The organism is Kitasatospora sp. NPDC028055 (assembly GCF_040637885.1).
Lineage (GTDB): Bacteria > Actinomycetota > Actinomycetes > Streptomycetales > Streptomycetaceae > Kitasatospora.
This window is the reverse complement of the sequence record NZ_JBEZXE010000028.1, coordinates 15196-38588: the sequence shown is the minus strand read 5'-3', so window position 1 is coordinate 38588 and position 23393 is coordinate 15196. Positions and strand designations below refer to the sequence as shown.

The 23393-nt window shown below is 69.4% G+C and carries 14 protein-coding genes and 1 pseudogene; 7 read left to right on the top strand and 8 right to left on the bottom strand.

The window, feature by feature from the left end; translation table 11 throughout:
- Window positions 1-455 precede the first annotated feature (455 nt).
- From AB0F71_RS24995 to AB0F71_RS24985, 3 genes are all read left to right on the top strand, one after another.
- Window positions 456-1589: a hypothetical protein gene (locus AB0F71_RS24995; protein WP_360238225.1), complete on the top strand. Its 1134-nt coding sequence runs from the start codon at window positions 456-458 to the stop codon at window positions 1587-1589.
- 184 nt (window positions 1590-1773) lie between these two features.
- A complete protein-coding gene (locus tag AB0F71_RS24990; protein ID WP_360238223.1) occupies window positions 1774-3135 on the top strand; it encodes a site-specific integrase in 1362 nt (453 codons plus the stop codon).
- 707 nt (window positions 3136-3842) lie between these two features.
- Window positions 3843-5003 carry a site-specific integrase gene (locus tag AB0F71_RS24985; RefSeq protein WP_360238221.1) on the top strand — a complete coding sequence of 387 codons (1161 nt, stop codon included), beginning with the start codon at window positions 3843-3845 and terminating at the stop codon, window positions 5001-5003.
- Between the two features lie 476 nt (window positions 5004-5479).
- Here the strand turns inward: AB0F71_RS24985 and AB0F71_RS24980 are convergent, their stop codons facing one another.
- A complete protein-coding gene (locus AB0F71_RS24980; RefSeq protein WP_360238219.1) occupies window positions 5480-5845 on the bottom strand; it encodes a hypothetical protein in 366 nt (121 codons plus the stop codon).
- Between the two features lie 881 nt (window positions 5846-6726).
- Here AB0F71_RS24980 and AB0F71_RS24975 point away from each other — a divergent pair.
- Window positions 6727-8205, top strand: coding sequence for a zinc-ribbon domain-containing protein (locus AB0F71_RS24975; protein WP_360238217.1), 1479 nt, complete (start codon window positions 6727-6729; stop codon window positions 8203-8205).
- 620 nt (window positions 8206-8825) lie between these two features.
- Here the strand turns inward: AB0F71_RS24975 and AB0F71_RS24970 are convergent.
- Together AB0F71_RS24970 and AB0F71_RS24965 are read right to left on the bottom strand one after the other, a co-directional pair.
- The gene (locus tag AB0F71_RS24970) at window positions 8826-9836 is read right to left on the bottom strand and encodes an SEC-C metal-binding domain-containing protein (RefSeq protein WP_360238215.1); all 1011 of its coding nucleotides are present in this window, start codon (window positions 9834-9836) and stop codon (window positions 8826-8828) included.
- A 223-nt stretch (window positions 9837-10059) separates the two neighbouring features.
- Window positions 10060-13248, bottom strand: a complete 3189-nt coding sequence (locus AB0F71_RS24965; RefSeq protein ID WP_360238330.1) for a restriction endonuclease — start codon at window positions 13246-13248, stop codon at window positions 10060-10062.
- Window positions 13249-13965: 717 nt separating this feature from the next.
- On the opposite strand from AB0F71_RS24965, the gene AB0F71_RS24960 reads away from it, so the two are divergent.
- The 3 genes and pseudogenes from AB0F71_RS24960 (at window position 13966) to AB0F71_RS24950 (ending at window position 16413) form a co-directional block, all read left to right on the top strand.
- Window positions 13966-14694 (top strand): restriction endonuclease, encoded by a 729-nt coding sequence (locus AB0F71_RS24960; protein ID WP_360238213.1) that lies wholly within the window; start codon window positions 13966-13968, stop codon window positions 14692-14694.
- A complete protein-coding gene (locus AB0F71_RS24955) occupies window positions 14684-15256 on the top strand; it encodes a restriction endonuclease (protein WP_360238211.1) in 573 nt (190 codons plus the stop codon). The genes AB0F71_RS24960 and AB0F71_RS24955 overlap by 11 nt, the downstream gene beginning before the upstream one ends.
- 59 nt (window positions 15257-15315) lie before the next feature.
- Window positions 15316-16413: pseudogene (locus tag AB0F71_RS24950) on the top strand (integrase core domain-containing protein).
- A 116-nt stretch (window positions 16414-16529) separates the two neighbouring features.
- Here AB0F71_RS24950 and AB0F71_RS24945 read toward each other — a convergent pair.
- From AB0F71_RS24945 to AB0F71_RS24925, 5 genes are all read right to left on the bottom strand, one after another.
- Complete coding sequence (locus tag AB0F71_RS24945; protein WP_360238209.1) at window positions 16530-17279, bottom strand: SDR family oxidoreductase; 750 nt, start codon at window positions 17277-17279, stop codon at window positions 16530-16532.
- Between the two features lie 753 nt (window positions 17280-18032).
- Window positions 18033-19949 (bottom strand): ABC transporter ATP-binding protein, encoded by a 1917-nt coding sequence (locus AB0F71_RS24940; protein ID WP_360238207.1) that lies wholly within the window; start codon window positions 19947-19949, stop codon window positions 18033-18035.
- Window positions 19946-21739 (bottom strand): ABC transporter ATP-binding protein, encoded by a 1794-nt coding sequence (locus tag AB0F71_RS24935; RefSeq protein WP_360238205.1) that lies wholly within the window; start codon window positions 21737-21739, stop codon window positions 19946-19948. The genes AB0F71_RS24940 and AB0F71_RS24935 overlap by 4 nt, the downstream gene beginning before the upstream one ends.
- A gap of 122 nt (window positions 21740-21861) precedes the next feature.
- Window positions 21862-22563, bottom strand: a complete 702-nt coding sequence (locus AB0F71_RS24930) for a Clp protease N-terminal domain-containing protein (protein ID WP_360238203.1) — start codon at window positions 22561-22563, stop codon at window positions 21862-21864.
- A gap of 63 nt (window positions 22564-22626) precedes the next feature.
- Window positions 22627-23367, bottom strand: a complete 741-nt coding sequence (locus tag AB0F71_RS24925) for an SDR family oxidoreductase (protein WP_360238201.1) — start codon at window positions 23365-23367, stop codon at window positions 22627-22629.
- Between the last annotated feature and the right edge of the window lie 26 nt (window positions 23368-23393).

The following is a 23393-nucleotide window of genomic DNA, read 5'->3' as shown; positions in this document are numbered from 1 at the left end:
CGGGGCGGCGGCGGGCAGGGTGGAGCGCGGCGGCGGGCAGGGCAGCCGCCTCGGTGCGGGGGCGGCCGCCGGTTCCGTGGGAACCGGCGGCCGGCCGTGGTTCACGGGGCTCCTCGCCGTCGGGGGCCCCGGTTCGTCCGCTGCTACCGCCAGTCGAGGAGCAGCCAGCCGCGGTGCGGCAGGTTCCGGTCGACCTCGGCGGTGCGGCCGGTGGGGCTCTCCGGCATACGGCATCACCGGATACCTGCCAACCCCTTGGCCTGAGCCCAGCTCGGTGCCCAGCGTGCGAGCAGCACAAGCCTCTCCGGCACCTTCACCACCCCTCCGCCACCAAGGCCGACTCCCCGAACCCCCCAGCCTCCGTCTGCCAATTTTCCGGATCGGCAGCACACCTGGCGATCCGTCAGAATTGCTGGCGACCAGAAGCTGCACGATATGACCGGAGGCACGGCCCCATGACCCGCTACAGCATCGACCCCGAACGACGCGAGCTGATCGCGACCTGGGGAACCGGCGAGGGTGATCTCGCCGCCCGTATCGCCGCCGTCCCGGCCGGCACCGACACGGCCGCGCTGATGCGGCTGGCCCGCGCCCTCACCCACCTGTCCGAGGCCGCGTGGCGCACCTACACCCATCCGGCGAGCGCCGCTTCCTCCCAGGACCCCAACTCCGAGGGCTGGCGCCGCGCGGAGGAACGCAAGGCGTTCGACGAGGTCCCCGGCGCCATCACCCGGCCAAACCTCCCCCAGGACGGCATGCTCGACGTCGAGTACAGCCCCCTGGTCGAGTCCGCTCACCGTGCCGGCCGCGCCCTGCACGCCATCGGCAACGCGGAGCTCACCGACGCCGTCCTCGCCGAGACCGCCACCGAGCTCGCCGCCGTGGAGAACGCCGAACTCGGCGACCTCACCGGCCGCGCCCGCCAGGCCGTCCTCCTCAGCCGCGAAGGCGCCTCCCCCGTCCAGGTCGCCGCCGCCGACCACCTCCTCGGACAGGACCCCTTCGGCCCCGCAGCACTGTTCACCGAGATCGACCCCACCGCCGCCGCCGTCGCCGCAGCCCACTGGCTCGCCGCCGCAGCCGAGGTCACCGCCGAAGCCACCGGCCACTCCCCCACCACACTGCTCTTCGAAGCCGACAACATCGAAGCCCTCCCCCACGAAACCCCCACCCACGTCCTCGAACTCCTCGAAGCCGGAACCTCCCCCTACGACGCCGTCACCGGCCTCGTGCGCCACGCCCTCCGCATCGCCGACGGCCTCCTCCCCGACCCCGCCGGCCTGCGCGAACAACTCGACGACATCGACGACGACCTCGCCCAACACACCGGCCCGGACACCGACCCCGAGGACACCGGCCTGCGCCTGACCCCACTCGACCCCCAACGACCCGCCCCCGACCTCCTCGAAGACCTCCTCGCCGGCATCCGCGGCTGCTGGCTCCTCCACGAGGAATACGACGAGGACGGTTTCGGCGACAACGAAGACCAGGACGACGACGAGCACACCGGACAGCCCGGCATCGACCGCAGCCGATTCGCCCGCCTCGTCCGCGAAGCCGCAGCCACCAACCGCGACCGGCTCATCTGACCAACCTGGCGTCGGCCACAGAAGCCAGCCGACGATCAGCTGACTGCGGTCCCCTTGGCACTGATCAAGGGAGACCCGCGGGTCACGGGCAAGTTCCCGGGGCCGGTGGTCGCACGGTGGTCGCCCCGCGGACGCACACTGGAGGTGAGGACGACTCGCGCACGATCATTCCGAGGCGATCACCATGCGCTGCTCACCGAACCCCTCAGACGACCGGGACCGAGGCCGCGTCTACCGGCGCTGCGGGTGTCGTGACGACCACCGACGCCAGCTCGGCACCCGCTGCCCCCGTCTCGCCGCCGACCCCCGCCACGGCAGCTGGGCCTTCGCCGTCGACGCCCCCTCCACTGACGGCCACCGCCGCACCATCCGCCGCGCCGGCTTCCCCGACGAGATCGAGGCCCACACCGCGCTACGGCGCTTCAACGAGGGCCTGGCCCTCTGCGTCATCACCGACCCCCGGCAGCGCACCGCCGACTACCTGAGGGACTGGCTGGACGAGGAGGAGCTGCGCCTCAAGCCCACCACCATGGCCCGCTACCGCGCCTACGTCGAACAGGACCTCATCCCCGCCCTCGGCACCATCCTCCTGGTCGACCTCACCCGCCAGCACCTTCGGGCCTTCGTCACCGACCAGCTGCGACGAGGCCGCGGCAAGGTCACCGTCCACCGGATCATGGCCACCCTCTCCAGCGCCCTCGGCAGCGCCGTCACCGGCGAACGCCTGGCCCGAAACCCCGCCAAACCCCCGCTCCTGCCCCGCCCGGCCTCCGCCCCGCGGCACCTGTGGACCGAGGAGCAGGCCGCCCGCTTCCTGCGCTTCACCCACGTCACGGACCCGCTCTACGCCGACCTCGCCGAACTCATGATCGGCTCCGGCATCCGCAAGGGCGAAGCGCTCGCCCTGCACTGGGACGACGTCCACCTGCCCGAACGCGTCTTCTTCGTCCGCTCCACCCTCTCCGTCGTCGACAACAACCAGCTCCTGCTGACCACGCCGAAAACCAAAGGCAGCAAAGCGTGGGTCGCCCTGTCCGACCGCGTCGTCGACGCCCTCGAAGACCGGGCAGGCACACGGGCGTTCGGCCAGATCACCCCCGCCGGCGGCTACGTCTTCCACCGCTACGGCCGCCCCCTGCACCCCAAGAACGTCCTCGACCACTTCCACCTGCTCTGCGACAAGGCCGGCGTCCCCCGCATCGCCCTGCACGACCTACGCCACCTCACCGCCAGCTTCGCCACCGCAGCCGGCGTTCCCCTGCCCGTCATCTCCAAGACCCTGCGCCACCGCACCCTGTCCACGAGCGCGAACATCTACACCGAGCTGACGCTCCTCGCCGCCCGCGCGGCCGTCGACGCCGTCGCCTGGATCCTCGACAACGCCGACCGCGCCGCCCTCGGCCGGCCCTCCTGCCGCGCCCGGCGCCCCTGGCACCAGAACCCGCGCCCGCACCGGCAACTGCCCGCACACCAGCAGACACGAACGGAAGAACCCTCAGCCACCTGGCCGATGTGGCCCGGAGACCACCGTGCGACCACCAGCTGACCGGGCAACAGAAAGAGCCGGCACTCGGTTTCCCAAGTACCGGCTCTCACAACCGACTTCACAGTCGGGACGACAGGATTTGAACCTGCGACCCCTTGACCCCCAGCAGCCGAGACCCTGAGGTCTCGGCTTTCTTTTTGCTCAACCACCATGAGGTGCAAGTGAATTGGGACTTCTCCGCAAAAGTGACGCCGCAGGCTGCTGACATTGGCTCAATGTTCACTTTGCGCACAAGTGTCCATTTCGGATCATCAGCGCCCGTAGGCGTTCATCAGGTGTGGTCCCAAAATGGTCCCCAGGCCAACCACCCCACCCCAGGTACTGCCTGTGATCGAGATCTGTCGGGCTTTCAGCAAGCGGCGTCACGACCGCCCGACTGTGCTTGCGCCGATGCCGTCAACCGACCCACGGGGCCGGCGCCTGCGGGCGGATCATGGTCGCTTACCCACTGGCTACGGATGGTGATCTTCCGGACGGTGTGTCGTCTTGAGCGTGTCTTCGCCAGATGGTTCTGATGTGCCTCGCGCACCGCCCAACGCGCTCTGCCGCCACACCCGACACAGCAGCCACTCTTGCCCCAGGATCACCACCCAGTCCGAGAGAAGGGGAAGCTCATGGGACAGCGTGCGCAGCGGGGTCGGGTGTACCGGCGGTGTGGTTGTTCGGACGGTCACGGGAAGCAGTTGGGTCCGTGGTGTGTTCGGTTGTTGGAGGAGGCGGGTCACGGGTCGTGGACGTACTGCGTCGACCTGGCCCCGGAGGAGGGCAAGCGCCGCACCCGCCGGCGCGGTGGGTTCGCCACCCGCGCCGAGGCGACCCGGGAGATGAAGGCGGTGCTGAACGGTGAGTTGCGGGGCGTCTACGAGGACCGCCGTACGACGGTGGCGAGTTTCCTGCGGGAGTGGCTGGACGCGAAGAAGGAGGAACTCGCGCCGAACACCTACGCCGGGTACGAGGACTGCGTCGAGCGGGACCTCATCCCCGCCTTCGGCCAGTGCCGGCTGCCCGATCTCCGGCCGAAGCACGTCGACGCCTGGGTGGCCGCGCAGCGCAAGGCCGGCCGCGGGCGGGTCACGGTCTACCGGGTGGTCTCGACGCTGCGCAACGCCCTGAATCACGCGGCGCGCACGTGGCGGCTGCGCTACAACCCAGCCAAGCACTCCGTCCCGCCCAAGCCCCGCGCCGGGGAGCGCACCTGCTGGACTCCCGAGGAGGCCGCGGCGTTCCTGCGCCACAACGCGGAGTACTACGCCGACCGGCTGAGCGACGTGTTCGAGGTCATGCTCGGCACCGGCATGCGCCGCGGCGAGATCCTGGCCCTGCACTGGTCCGATGTGCACCTCATGGACCGCAAGCTCTACGTGCGCTGGACCCTCGCGGCCGTCAACAACAACGGCATCCTCTTCCGCGAGCCCAAGACCGAGGCCAGCCGCGCCTGGATCAGCCTCTCCCCCAGGGCCATGGCCGCTCTCCACCGCCAGGCCGCCCTCCAGATGGCCGCCCACCCCGATGGACGCCTGGAGGGCCTGGTCTTCGCCAAACCGGACGGCTCACCGCTTCGCCCCCAATGGGTCCTCGACCAGCTCCGCAAGCGCACCGCTGAACTCAACCTGCCGAAGATCGGCCTGCACGACCTGCGCCACACCGCGGCCAGCATCATGATCGCTGAAGGCATCCCCGTCGCCGTCGTCTCCAAGACGATGCGCCACTCCACCCTCGCCATCACCATCAACCTCTACGGCCACCTCCTCAAGGACTCCGCCGACGAAGCCGTCACAGCGCTCTGCGCCGCCCTCGACCAGGCGGATTCCGAGGCGGTCCACCGGGCCGACGCTGCGGGCGGCGAAGGCTTCCGACAGGCAGCGTGACTGAACCGGGCCCCTTGCGTCAGGCGCTCGTGCCGGGCTGCTGGTCGGCAGTCTCCGAGCCGCCGGGGCAGGGTCCTCGGCCTCCTCTTCCTCGACGTCCGGCTGGAGGAGGTCGAGAAGGTCCTGTACGGCCCAGTCCGGAAGGGTGAGCGCGGCGGGGACCGGCAGCAGGGCGTCGCGCCGGAGGGATTCCTCCTCGGCGACGGCCTCGGTGAGCCAGGCGAACGTGTCGTCGTCCAGCAGATCGGGATGGGAGGCGGCGGTGTCCGCGAGCATCTCGGCGTCGGGGAAGGCGGCCGGGAGGCTGCCGTTGCCCGCGGCGCGGGTGACGGCGCGCCGGGCCGCGGTCTCGTACCAGCCGGATCCCCACCATTCGCCGACTGACTCGGTGCGGGAGCCGTGCAGGGCGAGCAGCCGCAGCACGGTGTCCGCTCCGAGGGTGTCGTCGGCCCGCTGCCAGAGGTCCCGCTTCACGGTCACTCCCCCGCGGTGAGCCAGCGCAGGCGCCCGTCCTTGGGAGAAGTTCGGCAGGTGAGGGCCAGCCCCTTCGAGGAGGTGGCGGTGGCGCCGGCCTCGCGGCACTTGCGGTGGGGTTCGTTGCAACTCCCCTTCTTCTTGCCCGGTATCTCGGCGCAGTTCTCGGTGTCGTGCGCTTCCTTGCCCTCGGGGGAGAGGTTGTCGTAGTTGCTCCCGTCGTGCCGCCCAGGGGAGTCAACGTCCGGGTCCGCAATCCCGGTGGGCGTCCCGGTCCCGCGGCTCCTGGTGGGTGATGCGGCGGCGGCCAGGGGGGCGGTCGGCGACGCCGTCCGAGATGGGGCCGGCGGGGTGGAGGCCGTCGGCACGGGCGACACCGACTGGGCGGCGGACGAGGTGGGTGCGGATGATGAGGGCCGCGCGGAGGACGGAGGTGGCACGGCCGCAGGCGACGTACCAGCGCCACATGCCGCGGCCATGCAGAGGAGCGCACCCGTGGCGGCCAGCGTCGCGGCCCTGGGCATGGTGCGCATGCTGATCAAGAAGCGAGGCATCGGGCCAGTCTAGGCAGTGAGGGATCTCGACCGTCATGGCCGTGGCTTCCGGGCCCCTCGGCCCGAGGCGAGATCCGCTGTGCAACCCTCACCACCGACCCGTAGCTCGGTGCACACAGTCCTTCGTCGTCAACGCCCCTCCCCTGTCTGCCATCGCCGCACCGTCCGCCGCGTCGACTTCCCCGACTGGCCCGACGCCCGCGGCGCGCTGTGACGCTTCGGTGAGTACCTGCCCGGCTGCGTCATCATCAGCCCCGACGAAGCACCGCGAACGCCTCCGCTACGGCTCACCACGAAGGAGGCTGATCATGGGTCGTGGACGCACGACACCTACCCGACCCCGGAGAGCGGCAATCGAGCATGGGAGAATCCTGCAGGTGAGCCCTACGTCATCGCCCCGGAGCCCGGTTCAGCTGTGTGCGGATGCCGGCTGTTCTCAGCCGTCCGCGTACCGGACGCGTTCGCGCGATGCCTGGTGCGACGATCACATCACAGGCATTCTCCGCGCTGGTGGGCTGGAGCCACTGGAGCCGTTCACCAGGCCGACGGTGTGGCGTCTGACCCGGTGCCTGACGTGCGGCTGTGAGGCGCACTACCGCTTCGAGCACACCCTCGCCAAGAACGCGGAGGGCGAGGCGACGTGCCGGGCGTGCTACTGGCGCCAGTGGGCACAGGAGGAACGACGGCGCCACGGCGTGCACGCGGACCTGACGCCGGTTCCCGTATCGGAGGCGCGGGAACACGCGGAGAAGCACGGCTACGACTACCTGGCAGCGCTGGCCGACCCGTCCTACTCCGACGACCCCCACCACGTCCGCTGCAGGTACTGCGGCCGCCTCGCCGCCGAGCGGATGGGGGACATCGCGTTCGGCTGCCGGTGTCAGACCAACCCGAGCCGTGCGCGCCAAACACCCAACTCGCCCGGACAGAAGCAACGGGCGTTGCTCAAGGACTCCGGGCTGCCGGTCCTCGACTGGTGGGACCACGAGACGAACGACCTCGCGCAGTGGGAGACCGTCACCGTCACGGCCCGCCGGGAGGCGGCCTGGCGCTGCCCCGACTGCGGCCTGCGGTTCACCGCCCGGGTCCACGACATGATCCACCGGGAGCAGTGCCCCGCCTGCGAACCGAAGCGCCGCGCCGCGTGGGAGGCGGAGTATGAGCGCTACCAGGTCACGCCCGTGGCCGAGGTACCCGAACTGCTCGCGGCGTGGGCCGACGACGAGGACCCCCGCAACGTCACCGTTGCCGAGCTCGGCCCGCTGCGAAGGTTCCGTTGTCCGCAGGGACACCACCCACGCATATCCCCGTACACCTACCTGCGCTCGGGCTGCCCCTCCTGCCGGAGCCAGGAGACACGCACCGCCCGGCTGGAAGCCGAAGCCGCCGGTCCCGCGCCGGTCAGGATCAGCCCTGAGATCGCTTCCCAGTGGCACCCGACCCGCAACGGTCACATCAGCCTGGCCAAGCTCTCCCCCAGGTCGCGCAGGACGGTGTGGTGGCAGGATCCCGGGTGCGGCCACGAGTGGCAGGATACGCCGGAACAGCGGGACAAGGGACAGCGCCTGCGCTGCCCCGAATGCCGCACGATCCTCGACTCGCTCGCGTTCCACTTCCCCGAACTCGCCGCCGAGTGGTCGCCCGTGAACCCGCTCTCGGCCTGGCACGTCCGGCCGAGCGGACAGACAGCCTTCGTCCCGACGTGGGTGTGCGCCGCCGACGCGGCGCACGTGTGGCAGGCGTCCTTGGCCTCCCGCGCCGCCGGCAGCGGGTGTCCCGAGTGCAGGGAACACGGAAAGTCCCAGATCGAGCTCGATCACCACGCGGCCGCGGAACGAGCATTCGGCAGGGCATCGTCCGGTCAGCCCGTGCGCCACGACGGGTTCGTCCGGCGCGGCGTCTGGCACGTCGACATCACGGTCGAACTCAGCGGCGGCCGGAAGCTCGCCGTGGAGTACGACGGGTCCTACTGGCACGCGGACAAGGCCGATGTCGACGAGGAGAAGTCCCGTGACCTGTTGGCCGCCGGGTACCTCGTCGCGCGACTTCGCGAGCATCCGTTGCCCGCTCTGCCGATCAACGACCCCAGGTACGCCGAGTTCACCGTTCACTCGACGGCTTCCGACCCGGACGGTGTCATCGAGCGGGTGAAGCGGTGGGCGTCCGAACGCTGATCGATCACGGAACTTGTCGTAACGGCAGAAGGTAGGTGCGGCCTCGGCCGGGCCCTCGGCCCGTCCCGGAGGGCGTCGGTGCGGCCACGCCCGGTCTGCTCGTCGGAGAGGACTGCGGGCGGGCTACGCCGGATCTCATGCAACCGTCCATGAAGCCACCGCGATGCACAGCGATCTTCTGCTCCACGGTGAGCAACTTCCACTGCCCTTCGCACTGTTCCTTCGGGTACGTCACCCCGCCCTTCCGTGTCAGGACGTCCCGGGCGGCGCGCCCCACGGGAACCGATGCCTCCCGACTGCTGGGCTTTCCGACCAGTTGCTGAGCCAGGAACGCCGGCGTGCCCGGGGTCGGGCTCGGCAAGGACACGGTGCGCGCTGCTGCCGTGGATGTAGCCGTGGCGCTCGATTGGTCGTCGGCTGCACAGGCCGATGCGCTGCCGATGACCGTCGCTGTCAGGACGGCGGCCACCAGGCTGCTTCTCGCGTTCAGGATCGGAGAAGTTACACGCCTACGAACGGCACAGGCCCCTCCGGGTGATAGCAAGGCGCCCTCTGCCAGGGCGGAGCCGGGCACGGACCGGGCACGTGCCGCAGCCGACTCGCTGTCGCTCCCGGCGTACTCAGCTCCTCAATCCCGCTGGGTGGCAGCGGCCGGCCTTCCGGCCAGAGCCACAGGGACATGCGGTGTTCTTCGGGACCGAACGACCCGGCCCCTTGGGCTTGGCCTTGGGAGCCGTACGGCCAGTCATCTGCGCTATGCCGCGCGCCCGCCAGCGAGCAAGCGCCGCAGGAAGGTGGTCACCTTGCTCGAGTAGCCATTGGGCCGCCGCTCGGCCGGATTCATCGGGGAACGTCTCCGCTGCATTATGCAGCCCATCGTCGGCGAGGAACGCTGCCGCGATGGTGGCGTACGACGACCCCTGGAAGGTCTTCATCCCGCTCAGGCGGAAGACGTTGCGGGCGTATCCCGCGCCCGCCATGACGGCCGCGCCGGTGACCGTCGCGCCGGGATCATCTTCGCCTGCTGGCGTGCTGGTGGCATTGAACCGATCCACCAGGGTCTTCTCGCTGGGAGAGACCTCGATGTGCGTCTCCGCTGCCAGCAACTCCTGGTAGTAATCGTGTAGTTCGCTGCGGTCGGAGTAGGTGACCTTGTCGATGGCGGAGGTGTGGGAGAAGTGCACGACGTACATGTCGTCCTGCAGTCCGGAGGTCTTGATCTCCACCGCATCTGTGCTCGCGTAGCCGGCCGCGAGCACGCCGGCCGGTCGACGCTGGCCTCGGCGACCATCGTCACCCAGGCGCGCGCCTGGAGACGACAGGAACGGACAGACCTGTGCTGCGTAGACACCGCAGATCTCGTGCACGGGGGCCTCGCCGCTCCAGATGGCGTCGACGCTCCCTCCTTCCGGCATGTGCATGACGAACTGCCACCGTGTTTCGTCGCGGAACGGCAAGCCGCAGACCGCACACCAGTCGAACGTCGCGAGGACCAGTTTCCGATGCTCGTCGATCGAGCCGAAGTCGACGCCGTCACTGCCGCGGTCCACCGTCGCGATCACTGGATACCCGCGAGGGTCACGACTGAGATGCCCCAGACGCTGAGGGATGGTGATGTCTCCGGGTTTCACGGCTGCTCCTAGATGATCTCCGCTGTACCTCCCAGCGAGCATATGGGCGATGTACGACAAGCACCCGGGAGACCAAAGAACGCACCCACGACCGAGAGCCGTTGCATCACTGATGCCCACCTGAAGCCGCGGCCCGTTGGCACCCATGAGCACTCATCGCGGGTGGCCCCGAAGTGATCCCAGGCCGAGCACCTCGCCGCAGTTGCTGCCGACGGCGCGGCGGTCAGAGCGTGTCACGACGCTGCAGCGCCTGGGCCTTGTTCTGGAGATCATTGACGATTCTGCGCCATTTCCGGGATCCGCGCCCGGACCAGTGGCTTTCGCCGATCGGGTGCCAGTCGGCGAGTGCGGCCAGCTGTTCGGCGGTGGTCTTGGGGTCGGTGTGGTCGTGGCCGGGCCCATGCTGGTCGATGTCCCGGGCGAGGTTGTGCAGGCGGTGTGCCGCACGGTAGTAGGAGAGCTGGGTGTCGGTGAGCCTGCGGACGGCGTAGCCGCCGCACTTGCTGCACCAGTGGTAGTCGAGGTCCTCGCGGCCGAGCAGGTCCGCTGGGGTCAGGAGGTCGTCGTCCTCCGCGACGCCGCGCTCGTTGGAGTGCCTGCACAGGGGCGAGTGGCCCTTGCCCTGGATCCGCGGATTGGCGTTCGTGGTGTAGATCTGGACGTCCGTGAGAACGCCGAGCGGAATGCCGCTTCCCCTTCGTCGCCAGTCGCCGGTCGCGGACTCGAACGGTTCGAGGTCGAGGGTTTCTTCGGCGAGCAGGCCGTGCCACACCGCGCTGGGTACTGTCCGGCGGTGGCCGTCACGGTCGTAGCCACCGTCGACGGTGCGCAGGTCGTGAACGCTGCGGAGGATGGCGAGGAGCCGCAGGTTGCGTTCTCGGTCACGGTCGTCGAAGGCGAGCCAAGCGGCCCGCGGTTCGCCGTACTCCAGACCGAGTTCAGCGCCGAATCGCGGGTCGTCCGCGTCCGGTACGGGTTGGGGCCAGAGAGAGGTGCCCGTCTCGGGCCGGGCGCCGATGCGCTCGGCCCAGGGATGGATCAGGCTGGCCGGCAGGTCGGAGGCGCCGGCGATGATCACGCCTTGCCATCCGTCGGCCAGCCGCTTCTCGATCACGGCCAGCGGCAGGACTTCGGCGCCGCCGCTCGTCGAGAAGACGATGAACAGCTGATCGGCGTCGGGCGCGAAGGTCCGCAGGGCACGCAAGTGCTCCGCCGTGACCGGTAGACGTTCCAGGACCGGGGTGTCGTCGAACACCCCGGGCTGGAGGTTGCTCACGGGGTGGTGCGCGTCGCCGTTCGCGGGCTCGGTGCCGTCGGTGTGGAGCTCGCAGGCGAGCGGCCAGGACCTGGCGAGGAGGCGTTCCGCGACGAGGGCGGGGACGTGGAGAGTGAGGGTGCGGCGGCCCCAGTCGGCGTCGGTGAGATAGGTGACCAGGACGCCGAGCATCCACGAGTCGACGTCGTGGAGGAAACCGTGCTCGGGCCTGTGCGGGGTCTTCTCCTTGATCTCCGGCAGCGTCACCCTCACCGGCTGTGCGGACGCGGGGTCCGCCGCGGCGACGGCGGTGCGGGTGTGCTCCACCCAGGAGGCGACGAGCAGTTCGGCGGCCTCGCGGGCCTGGTCGTACCCCGTGCGGTTGCTCCGGATTCCGTGCATGAGGTTCGCCACGGCACAGGTAGGCCGAGCGGAACCGTTCCTGCCAGGGGAGGCTTCGGCCTGCCAGCCGCGCCAGAGCGCTGTGAGGGCCTTGGCGATGTCGCCGCTCTTGCCGAGCGCGCCGAACGCGGGATCGTTCACCGGGAGGTCGGGTTCGCTCATGCCGGCTGCGGCCGCGCCGGTGAGGAGCCCTGTCGGGTCGACGAACACCGCTGCCTGGCCGCGGAGTTCCTCCAGGTGGTGCTTCTTGGCCGCCAGCTTCGGCTTCACCCAGTCCGCGAGCCAGGGGAACATCGCCGCGGTGCTCTCGGCCTGGTGCAGGCTCTGCGCGGCGGCGCGCCACCGATCGAAGATATGGTTCCGCAACCACTCGGCGTCGCATCGACCATCCTCGTCGGGGGCTTCGTCGTCCTCGTCGTCTTCCTGATCCGCGACCGCCGAGCGAAGAAGATCAGCCGCGGCCTGGACCTCCTCGCTGTCCCAGTGGACATCCTCGTCCGGCCTGGCGTAGCACTGCAGTTGGAACAGCAGCCCGACCCCGCCGAGCGCCCGCAGGAAGACGCCCAACCCGCTCCCCGACCTCGTCCACGGCCCCCAGGACCAGCACTGGGCGCACAACCGCTCGACCGTCGCAACATCCAGCGGGAGCCTGGCTTCCGTGACCGCCGCGGTCCGGAGCAGGGAGCAGTCCGTCGTGGTGTGCAGCTTGGCGTTCCTGCCCTTGGCCGAGTGGACGGTAACCGGTGTCCCCTCGAACGGGCCGAGCGGGATGTCGACGGTCAGCGAGTTCTCGTACACGAAGCCCCCTGTCGATGGCGGTCCCAGAAGCCTATGGCCCAGCACCGACAACATCGGGGGGGTTCCAGCGTTGATGCACGCGACGACACCTCTACTGGTAACGGGCCTCCCGACGGGTGACAGCCGGCGATCAAATCTGCAGCCCCGGGGCACAGCCGATCTCCAGGACGTCGTACAGGTGTTGACCGACCCCCCAGCGTGCAAGACGCTCGCGGTCGACGAGGTGAAGGCCTTGCTGGTTGGCGAAGGCGACTGCGGGGTCGGTAAAGCCGTTGAGCGCGCGACGACCGGGACCGCTGCTCCGTGCACCGGCCGGGCAGTGCCGTTGAACCTCTGGACGGCCTCCGACCCCAGCGGGGCCGCGTGTCGCTTGCACTGCAGCACGACGCGTCGCCCCAGGCCGTCCACGGCGACGACGTCGGCACCGAGGTCCCCGGCACCGCCGACCCGCTCCGCGCTGGCAAAGCTGTCGCGTTCCAGCAGTTCACGGCACATCTCCTCGAACCGGACCGGCGACGCGCCCTGGAACGCCTCCAGCGTGTAGTCGAGAGACCGCCGCACATAGGACGCGGCGGGCTCGGACGGCGCGGCCCGGCGCAGCGGCTGGTGGGCCCACTGCTCGACGCGGTCGGTGACCGCCGCGGTGAGCGTGGTGCGGGCGAGGGCGAGGCGTGCGGAGATGCCCGCGCGGACGAGGGCCCACAGGGGTTCGGGGAATCGGCGCAGTCGTGGGCCGAGGCCGCTGCGCCGTAGTACCGGGCGCAGGCCGACGAACGCGACGGCGGTGCCGGCCAACGCGGCTGCTGCGACCAGAGGGTGCCCCGATATCCAGGCCGTGGTCTGTCCGACGATGCCGAGGAACACCAGTCCGCCGAGCAGCGCGAACCCACTGCCTTCGTCACATGGTGTCTGCGCTGCCGGACTTCCGTGCTGCGGACCCCCACCACCGGACGTCATTCCCACCCCTCTCTCATTTCTGACGAAAGGTTAGGACCTCCAGCTCACGAAGGAGGGTGGGTCTGGGGAATCCGGCCGCTGGTCGGTACCTCGGGACCCACTGGCCGACCGCTGGAGAAGCGGTCGGGTACCGACTGAGCCGGTGCTGGCGCCCCCGCTCGTATGCCACCGACGTGCGCCGCCACTTTTCGCCATATCCATGACCAGCACCGCTGCACCGCGTGGAAGGGCATCCGTCCCAGGTGGAAACCGTCCCCTCTCCGAGGACGGTCGGCGGGGACGCCTGCCCTTTTGCCCGCACCGTTGTGCGGTCCTGCCCTATCCGGTGAGGCCAGGGGCACCGTGCCGGGCCAGCGGTGGAGGGCGCCGCACGCGAAGGGGTTGTCCGATTCGCATCCCGGCCCGTGATCATCTCCCCGCGTTCCGCCGGTTTCTGTCGTGGGGCGCTGCTACATCAAGGGGCGGGACGAGCCGTGTGGTGCGGCCCGCCGACGGGAGGGAGACGAGTCCGATGCCGGTACCCGAGGGATACCACGTCGTACGCAGCTACATCCGCCGCAACCCGCGCCCGAGCGCGCGGAAGATGAGCGGTTGGACGATCGCCGGGATCTGCGCCGCCGTATGGCTGTGGGGGCACTTCATCGGCTTCGGCGGGACCGACACGGCCCCGCCGCCGGCTCCCGCACCGGTTGCCTCCGCCCCCGCCGTGGCACGCTGATGGCGCGCCGTCGGCGCCGGCTGCGTCGGCCACAGGGCACCACCGAGCTCGTCGCGGCAAGTGCTGTCGCCCTCGCGGTGATTGTCCTCCTCGTCCGGGCGGCCGAGGCCGGTGCTCGGGCCGCCCTGGCGCATTGGCCCGTCCTTGCGGCCATCGTGGGCGTGGCCGGTGTGGCCGCAGCGGTGTGGTGGACGCGGCGCCGAACCGCGACCCGGGCCCGTCTTCAGCGGCTGGCGCAGCTGCGGTTGAGCCTGGCCGGCATCGACGCGCTCGGTGACCAGGAGTTCGAGTACGCGCTGCGGGACCTGCTGGTCCGGGACGGCTGGAGCGCCCGCAAAGTCGGCCAGCAGGGGGATCAGGCCGCTGACGTGATCGGCCGGCACCCGGTCCTGGGTCGCATCGTGCTGCAGGCCAAGCACACCACGGTCGGCGCCAAGGTCGGTTCCCAGGTGATGTACCAGGTGAAAGGCACTGCCGGCCCCGTGCACAGGGCCGACGTCGCGGTCGTGGTCACCAACGGCTCCTTCACCCGCGACGCCAAAGTCTGGGGCGACAAGCACGGCGTCCACTGGATCGACCGCGACCGGCTCGGCCGGTGGGCCGAGCACGGCATCGCCCTGCACGACCTACTGCGCCTTCCCGCCCGAACACCCAGGCGCAGGGCACTCGGCGGCCCCGCTGCCACCCGCCGGATCCGGCGGGAAGGAGCACACGGCAGTGCGCGATGACGGTACCTTCGATCCGCTGCTGAAGTTCATCGCCGGCGCGGTACTGGCCGTGGCCGCCGCCAAAGTCTTCTGGCAGTGGCTGACCACCTCGTTCTGGCACTGGCTGAGCATGGACGTGCGGGGCTGGATCACCGACCACCCCTGGTGGTCGGCGCTCACCGGCGGCCTCGTCGTCCTGGCCCCGCTCCTGGCGGCGACACTCTGGCTCTTCGCTCCGCGCGGGCACGTGCACCACTGGGCCGACGACGTCGAGGACGAGGAACCGCCCGCCCTGACGTACTCGATCCACCATCTCGACGTGATGGACCCGACCGACTTCGAGAGGGCCTGCGCCGCACTGCTCGTCCGGGACGGCTTCCTCCAGGTGCAGCACTCCGGCCGCTCCGGCGACCTCGGCGCGGACGTCACCGCCAGGGACCACCTCGGCCGCAAGGTCGTCCTCCAGTGCAAGCACTACCGCAAACCGGTCGGCTCCCGGGACGTCCAGACGTTCAACGGCACCGCCCGGCCCGAACACGGCGCCGACGTTGCTCCTGCCGAAAACCTCATCCGGGGCCTGTGACCTGCGCGTTCTCGCGAGCGGCCACGGGTGCCCGCATGAGCGTGCCAGGCTGATGGATCGTGCTGCTGAGACTGGCGTACCTGGGCGTGACCAACGCGTTCGCGATGCTGCGTCTGCTTCCGATGAGCGACCGCGACAAGGACGTGGAGATCCTGGCCCTGCGCCATCAGATCGCGGTGCTGGAACGGCAGCTGGGCGGGCAGCGGGCCCGGTTCGAAGCGAGCGACCGGGCATTCCTTGCGGCACTGTTCCACCACCTGCCGACGCAGGTGCTCCGCCGGATGCGGCCACTGGTACGGCCGGACACCGTTCTTCGCTGGCACCGCGACCTGGTCGCCCGCCGTCACGCTGCCCGATCCCGTCCCAAGCGCGGAGGGCGGCCGCGTACCGTACGCTCCATCCGCGCCCTGGTCCTGCGCCTGGCCGCAGAGAATCCGGGGTGGGGGTACCGCCGCCTCAACGGCGAGCTTCTCGTCCTCGGCGTGAAGGTGGCCGCGTCCACGGTGTGGGAGATCCTCCAGAAGGCCGGGATCCCGCCGTCACCCGAGCGGACCTCCACCACGTGGGCGGACTTTCTGCGGTCCCAGGCCGACGCGCTCCTCGCGTGCGACTTCTTCGAGACAGTCACCCTGTCCGGGGCCCGGTTGTACGTGTTCGCGGTGATCGAACACGCCAGCCGCCGCATCCGGGTCCTGGGCGTGACCGCGCATCCGACCGCGGCCTGAGTGGCCCAGACGGCGAGGAATCTCGCCATGGATCTTGAGGACGCCGGCTGCCGGGCCCGCTTTCTGATCCGGGACCGGGACGGGAAGTTCCCGCAGCTGTTCGACGAGGTACTCAAGGACGCGGGCATCGAGGTGGTACTCAGCGGCGTCCGGATGCCGAGAATGAACTCCATCATGGAGCGCTGGGTACAAGCCTGCAGGCGAGAACTACTGGACCGGACATTGATCTGGGACCAGCGCCATCTCCTGCACTCCCTGCGCGAGTTCGAGACGTTCTACAACGGGCACCGGCCACACCAGGGCATCGCCAACGCCCGCCCACTCCACCCACTCCACCAACCGATCACCGATCCAGGGCAAATCGCCCGCCTCGACATACGACGACGCGACCGACTCGGCGGCCTCCTCCACGAGTACCAACATGCTGCCTGATCAGAGCGGATGACGTTTTCGGCAAGGGCAGGTGGTTCTCGGCACGGACAACCCTGCGGGTGAACCGCGCTGATCGAGGATCGCTGCACGGCGATCCTCGATCACGCCGACCTGTCCTACCTGTTGTGGAGCAGCCGGCCGCCGTCGACGACCAGGGTGTGGCCGGTGATCCAGGACGCGTCCTCGGAGAGCAGGAAGGCCACGGCAGCACCGATGTCGGCGGGCGTACCGAGCCGCTTCAACGGGACGGAGCCGACCACCTTCTCCTCACGGCCCTCGACGTTAGCCCTGGTGAAATCGGTGAGGACGGTGCCAGCCTCGACGCAGTTCACCCGGACTCCGGGCGCGAGCTCGTTCGCCATCTGCCGGGTGAAGTGGTTCACCGCCGCCTTGGCCGTCCCGTACGAAGTGCCGTCGGGGACGGCGAGCTTGCTGGCGATCGAGGATATGTTGACGATGGCGCCGCCGTGCTCGCCAAGCCAGCCGTGCCAGGCCGCCTGAACCCAGGTCAGCGCGGACGTCAAGTTGAGCTCGATAGTCCGTCGGTACGCCGCCACATCGGCGTCGACCAACCGGCGGCCGTCCCGCTCCGTGCCCCCGACGTTGTTCACCAACAGATCCAGCGACCCAAACCGCTCGACCGCGGTCGCCACCGCGTTCCGCGCGTGCTCGGGATCGTTGGCCTCGCCCGCAATCCCGATGGCATGTTCCTCGCCGAGTCCGGCGGCCGCCGCTCGCAGCTTGTCCTCACTGCGCGAGGTGATCACCACCTTGGCGCCCCGCTCAACCAACGCGGTAGCGATGCCGAAGCCGATGCCAGTCCGACCGCCGGTCACCAATGCAGTCTTGCCAACCAAGCTCGTCACAGTCCACGAACCTTCCTGTGTGGTTCCTGCCGCTACTTTCGGATCACTGCCCCTGGAAAGCATGAGGGAGATCCTCCTGGAAATTGATTCAACCAGCACCAGAAGGCGGCAACAACCCGCCCAGAGACCATGTTCTAGTTCTCTTGTCAGTCACGAACACGCCACGAATATGCCTCCAACACGCTCGCGCAAAGCTATATCCGATGAGGCCGATGGAGGCCGATGGAGGCCGATGGAGGCCGCCAACGCTCAGCCGCCGCGAGATCCGCCGATCGCTCATGACCTTGCTCACCAGGGTCAGATCTCCAGCTCCCGTTCGGCGAAGCGTCTCCGGGTAGTTCGGCGCCGAGACGATGGGGGTCAGTACCCGAGCCTTTGCTGGAGTTAAGCCGAGGTCCGGACACCCAAACCGAGCCGCGGGCGCCAGGGTTAATGCCGAGGGTGAGTGCTTAAATGAAGGATGCTTCAGCTAAATTGGGAGATAGTAGCCGTTGCTCCATCGATCTTGGTGAGCGCGAGTTCGAGGATGTCGACGTGGAGTGGGCGGTCGAGCGTGACGCGATGCCCGCCAGCGGTGTCAAAAGTCAGTGAGACGAGGGAGGGGCCTCTGCTACCCAGGGGATCGACCAAGATCTTCCTGAGGAAGCAGAGGCCCCGCGTGATCACCGGCAGCGGCACACCGAGATCCCCGACAGAGTCCAGCGGACCAGGTTTCCGGACAATCATGTCCGGGAACGAGACTCGTAAGGTTCGTCAGTGGACCTCAGCGGCTTGGTTGGTCCAGGTCGCGTACATTTGGGTGTACTTGCCGTCGGCGGCGACGAGTTGGTCGTGCGAACCGACCTCGACGATCCCGCCCTCGTCGATGACGATGATGCGGTCGGCCTTCATAGCAGTGGAGAGCCGGTGCGCGATCAGGATCGCGGTGCGGCCCTCCAGCAATACGTCCAGGGCATCCTCAATCTTGGACTCGGACTGGAGGTCCAAGTTGGACGTGGCCTCGTCCAGGACCAGCACCCGGGGCTGGGCCAGGAAGGCCCTGGCCAGGGCGACGAGCTGCCGTTCGCCGGAGGACAGGGACTGGCCCCGCTCCTGGACGACGGTGTCGAGACCGTCTGGCAGCCGCTCGACCACGTCGTCCAGGCCGACCACCCGCAGCGCCTCCCGGACCTGGTCGTCGGAGGCGTCCGGGGTGGCGAAGCGGATGTTGTCCCGAAGCGGCCCGGCGAACAGGAAGGGCTCCTGCGGCACGACGCCGAGTTGCCGGCGCAGCGACTCGATCCGCACGTCCCTCAGGTCGCGCCCGTCGATGAGCACCCGGCCCGAAGTCGGGTCGTAGAACCGGGTGACCAGTTTGGCGAGGGTCGACTTGCCGGCACCAGTCGGACCGACGAACGCCACGGTCTCGCCGGCCCGGATCTCCAGCGACACGTCGGAGATCACCGGTCGGTCGGGCAGGTAGCCGAACGTCACGCCGTCGAAGACGACTTCACCCTCGACCTTCGGCAGGTCGACCGCTCCCGGGTCTTCCTCGACCTCCGGCCGGGTGCTCAGCAGCTCCTTGAGCTTCACGATCGACGACCGCCCCTGCTGGTACGTGTTGTGCTGCTGCACCAGCTGCTGGATAGGCTGGAAGAAGGCGCCCAGGGAGAGCAGGAACGCCACCAGCTCACCGATGGTCAACTGCCCGTCGGCGACCATGCCGGCGCCGATTGCCAGCAGCGCGATCTGCCCGGCGACGCCGATGACCTGGGTGCTCGGCGTGTAGACCGAGTTGATCCGGGCGGTCCTCACGTTGACGTCGTAGTACGCGCCGGTGACCTGCCGGTGGCGCTCGGTGTTGCGCCGCTGCCGGTTGTGCGCAGCGACGATGCGAACACCCTGCAGGCTCTCGGAGAGGTCGGCGATCACGTCGGCGACGGTGTCCCGCACCCGCACGTAGCCCTTGCCGGTCGCCCGGTGGAACCACAGGGACAGCCCGGTCAGGACGGGCACCACCAGCAGGATGGTGATGAGCGCCAGCCACGCGTTGTAGCTGAACAGCACCACCGTGACCACGACCATGGTCAGACCCTGGACGGCGAACTGCGCCAGGCCGTCCTGCAGCAGCTGCTGGAGGTTCTCGATGTCGCTGGTCATCCGGCTCATGATCACGCCGGCCTTCTCGCTGGTGTAGAAGCTCAGCGACAGCCGCTGCAACTGGGTGAAGACCCTGATCCGCAGGTCGTTCATCACCCACGCGGCAATCCGCCCGGTCACCTTGACCCGCGCGGCCTGCGAGAGACCGGTGAGCACCAGGCTGGCCAGGTAGACGACCGCGACCACCACCAGTGTGCCGAAGTTCTTCGCCGTGATGCCGTCGTCGATCCCGATCTGGGTCAGCTTCGGGCCGGCCTGCAGGGTCAGCGCCTCCACCGCCACCAGCACGCCGGCCAGCAGCGCCATCGGCCAGTACGGGCGGATCAGCCTACGCAGACTCAGCTTGGGGCCGTCAGGATTGGGTTGGCTGTGCTCGAAGACGACCTCGGGCTCGGAGTGCTCCGGCTCGGCCTTGAGCAGCTTGTCGACGCTCGCCTGCATCTCCGACGGCACGCCGGCGAAGGGCAGGCCTGGTGCGGTTGCGCTGCCGCCGCCGTTGAACGCCGCGCCGCCACCTCCGGGAGTCGTCATCGACCCACACTCCTCAGTTCCTCGATGCTCTCGTCCGCTTGTGCGAGCACCTCTGCGTACTCCGGTGTGCTCGCCAGCAGCTCCCGGTGCGTGCCGTCGGCGACGATCCGCCCGCCGTCCAGCAGCACCACGCGATCGGCCAGGGAGATCGTGGACAGCCGGTGCGCGATGATCAGCGTCGTCCGGTCGGCGAACAGGGTCCGCAGCCCGGAATGGATCTCCTGCTCCACCTGGACGTCGATGGCGCTGGTGGCGTCGTCGAGCACCAGCACCGGCGGATTCACCAGCAGCGTCCGGGCGATCGCGATGCGCTGCCGCTGTCCCCCGGAGAGCGAGTAGCCGCGTTCGCCGATGACGGTGTCGTAACCGTCGGACAGCTCGGTGATGAACTCGTGCGCCCCGGCCAGCCGGGCCACGCGCTCGATGTCGGTGATGTCCGCGTCCGGCCGGCCGTAGGCGATGTTGTCACGGACCGAGGCCGAGAACAGGAACGGCTCGTCCGACACGACGCCGACGGTCTCCCTCAGGCTGTGCAGGGTCAGGTCCCGCACGTCGTGCCCGTCCACGGAGACGGAACCGCCGCGCACGTCGTAGAACCGCGGCAGCAGTCGGGCCAGAGTGGACTTACCGGAGCCGGTCCGGCCGACCACCGCCACCGTCTCGCCGTGGTTCAGCCGCAGCGAGAGCCCGTTCAGCACGTCCGGGCCGTCGCCGTAGCCGAAGGTGACGTCCTCGAACCGGACGTCACCGCGCGCCCCGGTGATCGCCCGTGCCCCTGGGGTGTCCACGATCTCCGGCTTCTCGTCCAGCACCTCGTACAGACGCTTGGCCGCGGCCGAGGACCGCTGCCCCAGCATGAGCAGGTTGCCGAACACCTGGAACGGCACCTGGAGCATCAGGAGGTACGCGTTGAACGCCAGGATCGCGCCGATGCCCATGTCGCCCTGGATGACGAGGTGTCCGCCGTACAGCAGCACGATCGCCATGCCGACGCGGGGCAGGTTCTGCACCAAGGGCGTCCACCGCGCACGCAGATCGGCGTCCTTCACATTCGCCCAGCGGACGCCGGTCGCGGCCTTCTGGAGCAGCGCCAGCTGGCTCCGCTCGGCGGCGAACGACTTGACCACGCGAACGCCGTTGATGTTCTCGTCCACCACGGTCGCGACCTCGGCCAGCCGGGCCTGGATCAGCCAGCTCACCGGGAACATCGAGCGCTGCATCCGCCGGCTGGTCACGAACAGCAGCGGCATCGGCAGCATGGCCAGAACGGCCAGCGGCACGTTGATCGCCAGCATGTATACGAAGGCCACCAGCGAGATGCTGCACTGCACCAGCAGGTAGGGCGCGAACGACAGGTACATCTGCACAGCGCGGATGTCGGAGTTGGCACGGGAGATCAACTGCCCACTCTGCACCCGGTCGTAGAACGGGAACGACATGCCGGCCAGGTGCGCGTACACGATGTTGCGCAGGTCGTACTCGATCTTGGCCGCGGCGCGGAAGAGTAACTGCTTGGACAGGTAGCCGACGACCAGCATGATCACCGTCAGCGCGACCAGCCACCACAGGTAGTGCGACAGCGGCACCCTGTCCGACACGATCGAGTTGTCCACCGCGTCCTGGATGAGTGTCGGCACCTGCACGGCCACCAGCAGGCTGGACCCGGACATCACCAGCGCCGGGCCGAACATCCACCCGTGCGCCCGAACCAGCGGCCACGCCCGCCGGAGCCAGGAACGGCTCGGATCGGGGTCGATCGCCGCGCTCGGCGGCGGATATGTCTTGCTCACCTGGTACCCCTCTGTATGCGCCCTTCCGGGCGCCCCACTCGGCTTGCTGACCGCTCGGCGACGACCGGCCGCCACCGCCTCCCCGGGAGAGGTTCCGCGGTGGTGGCCGGTCGTCACCATCGTTACTCGCCGGGCGAGTCGGACCGCTTGGCGAGCTCGGCCTTGACCGCCGCATATAGTCCGTCCGCTGTGAAGCCGAGGTCGCGCAGGATCTGCGCGGCCGGGCTCTCCGCAGTGCGGATCAGGCCGATCAGCGCGTGGCCGGTGCCGACCCAGTCGTTGCCGAGTTCGGCCGAGGCGCGGGAGGCCGCCTCGATGGCCTCCTTGCTCTCCGGCCGGAAGGGGATGTGGCCGCGCAGCCCCTTCTGCCCGGCCGGAGGCAGCGCCGCCTCGACCGCATCGCGGATGCGCTGCTCCGACTCGGCCTCCGCCAGGAGCACCTTGTACGCCAGGCCCTGCGGCTCACCGAGCAGGCCGAGCAGGAGGTGTTCGGTGCCGATGGAGTCGTGCTTGTAGGTCCGGGCGGCCTCCTGCGCGAGCACGATGCCGTGCCGGTTGCGCTTGGTGAACCGCTCGAAGGGATTGGGGGTGTGGCGCTGCTGGGCGGCCTGCCTGGTCACCCCGATTGCGTCGCCGATCTCGCTCCACGAAGCGCCAGCCTCCTTGGCCTTGCTGACGTAGTGGTCGACGAGCTGGTTGCCGAGGTCAGTCAGGGTCCGATTGCGCAGCTGGGCCTCGCTGATGCGGGCGAGGTGGTCGGCGCCGGGCATTTCCTCGTCGAGGCGGGCGATCAGGTCGGCGAGGCTGATGTTGAGAGGACTCATGCCGTCAAGACTAACTTGACGCCCCTCAGGCGTCAAGAAGAACTTGACATCTGTCTCCGGGGCTCAGGCGATCGACATTCCGCCGTCGATGGACAGCACCTGACCCGTCATGTAGTCGGCGTCCAGCAGCAGTTCGATGCCGCGGGCCACCTCGTCGGGTGTACCCATGCGGCCGAACGCGGTCCTGGCCAGGAGTGCGGCGCCGACCTCGGCCGGTACCTCCTGAGTGATCGCCGTGGCCATCAGCCCGGGCGAGAGCGCGTTAACCGTCACCTTGGACCGCCCGCACTCCAGGGCCAGACTCCGGGTCATCCCCAGCACGCCGGCCTTGGCCGCCGAGTACGCCGTCTGGCCCTTGCTGCCGATCAGGGCGGCGGGCGAGACCACGTTGACGATCCGCCCCCAGCGGGCCCGCAACATGTCCGGGAGCACCGCCCGGCAGGTGTGGTAGGTGCCGATCAGATCGACCGCGATGGTCCTGGTCCAGTCGTCGACGGACTGGGTGACCAGGAGGCCGTCCCGGCGGATCGCACCCGCGTTGACGAGCACGCTGATGTCACCCAGCTCTGCGCGCACCCGGTCCACCATGTCCTGCGTGGCGGCCCAGTCGGCCACGTCCGCCTGCACCACGGCGCTGGGCCCGCCGAGTTCGACCGCGAGCTCACGGGCTCGGTCCTCGCCGGTGGTGTAGTGCAGCGCCAGCCGGTAGCCCCGGCGGTCGAGGACGCGTGCGACGGCGGCGCCGAGCGCCCCCGAGGCTCCGGTGACGAGGGCGACCCAACTGTCGCTGCCCTGCGGCTCCATGGTTGCCTTCCGGTAGTACTCGACTC

What these genes read in the sequence shown, in the direction of transcription:
- AB0F71_RS24995 (WP_360238225.1), top strand. Translation starts at nt 456, where the DNA reads ATGACCCGCTACAGCATCGACCCCGAACGACGCGAGCTGATCGCGACC.
- AB0F71_RS24990 (WP_360238223.1), top strand. Translation starts at nt 1,774, where the DNA reads ATGCGCTGCTCACCGAACCCCTCAGACGACCGGGACCGAGGCCGCGTC.
- AB0F71_RS24965 (WP_360238330.1), bottom strand. Translation starts at nt 13,248, where the DNA reads ATGACGTCCGGTGGTGGGGGTCCGCAGCACGGAAGTCCGGCAGCGCAG.
- AB0F71_RS24960 (WP_360238213.1), top strand. Translation starts at nt 13,966, where the DNA reads ATGGCGCGCCGTCGGCGCCGGCTGCGTCGGCCACAGGGCACCACCGAG.
- AB0F71_RS24940 (WP_360238207.1), bottom strand. Translation starts at nt 19,949, where the DNA reads ATGACGACTCCCGGAGGTGGCGGCGCGGCGTTCAACGGCGGCGGCAGC.
- AB0F71_RS24930 (WP_360238203.1), bottom strand. Translation starts at nt 22,563, where the DNA reads ATGAGTCCTCTCAACATCAGCCTCGCCGACCTGATCGCCCGCCTCGAC.
- AB0F71_RS24925 (WP_360238201.1), bottom strand. Translation starts at nt 23,367, where the DNA reads ATGGAGCCGCAGGGCAGCGACAGTTGGGTCGCCCTCGTCACCGGAGCC.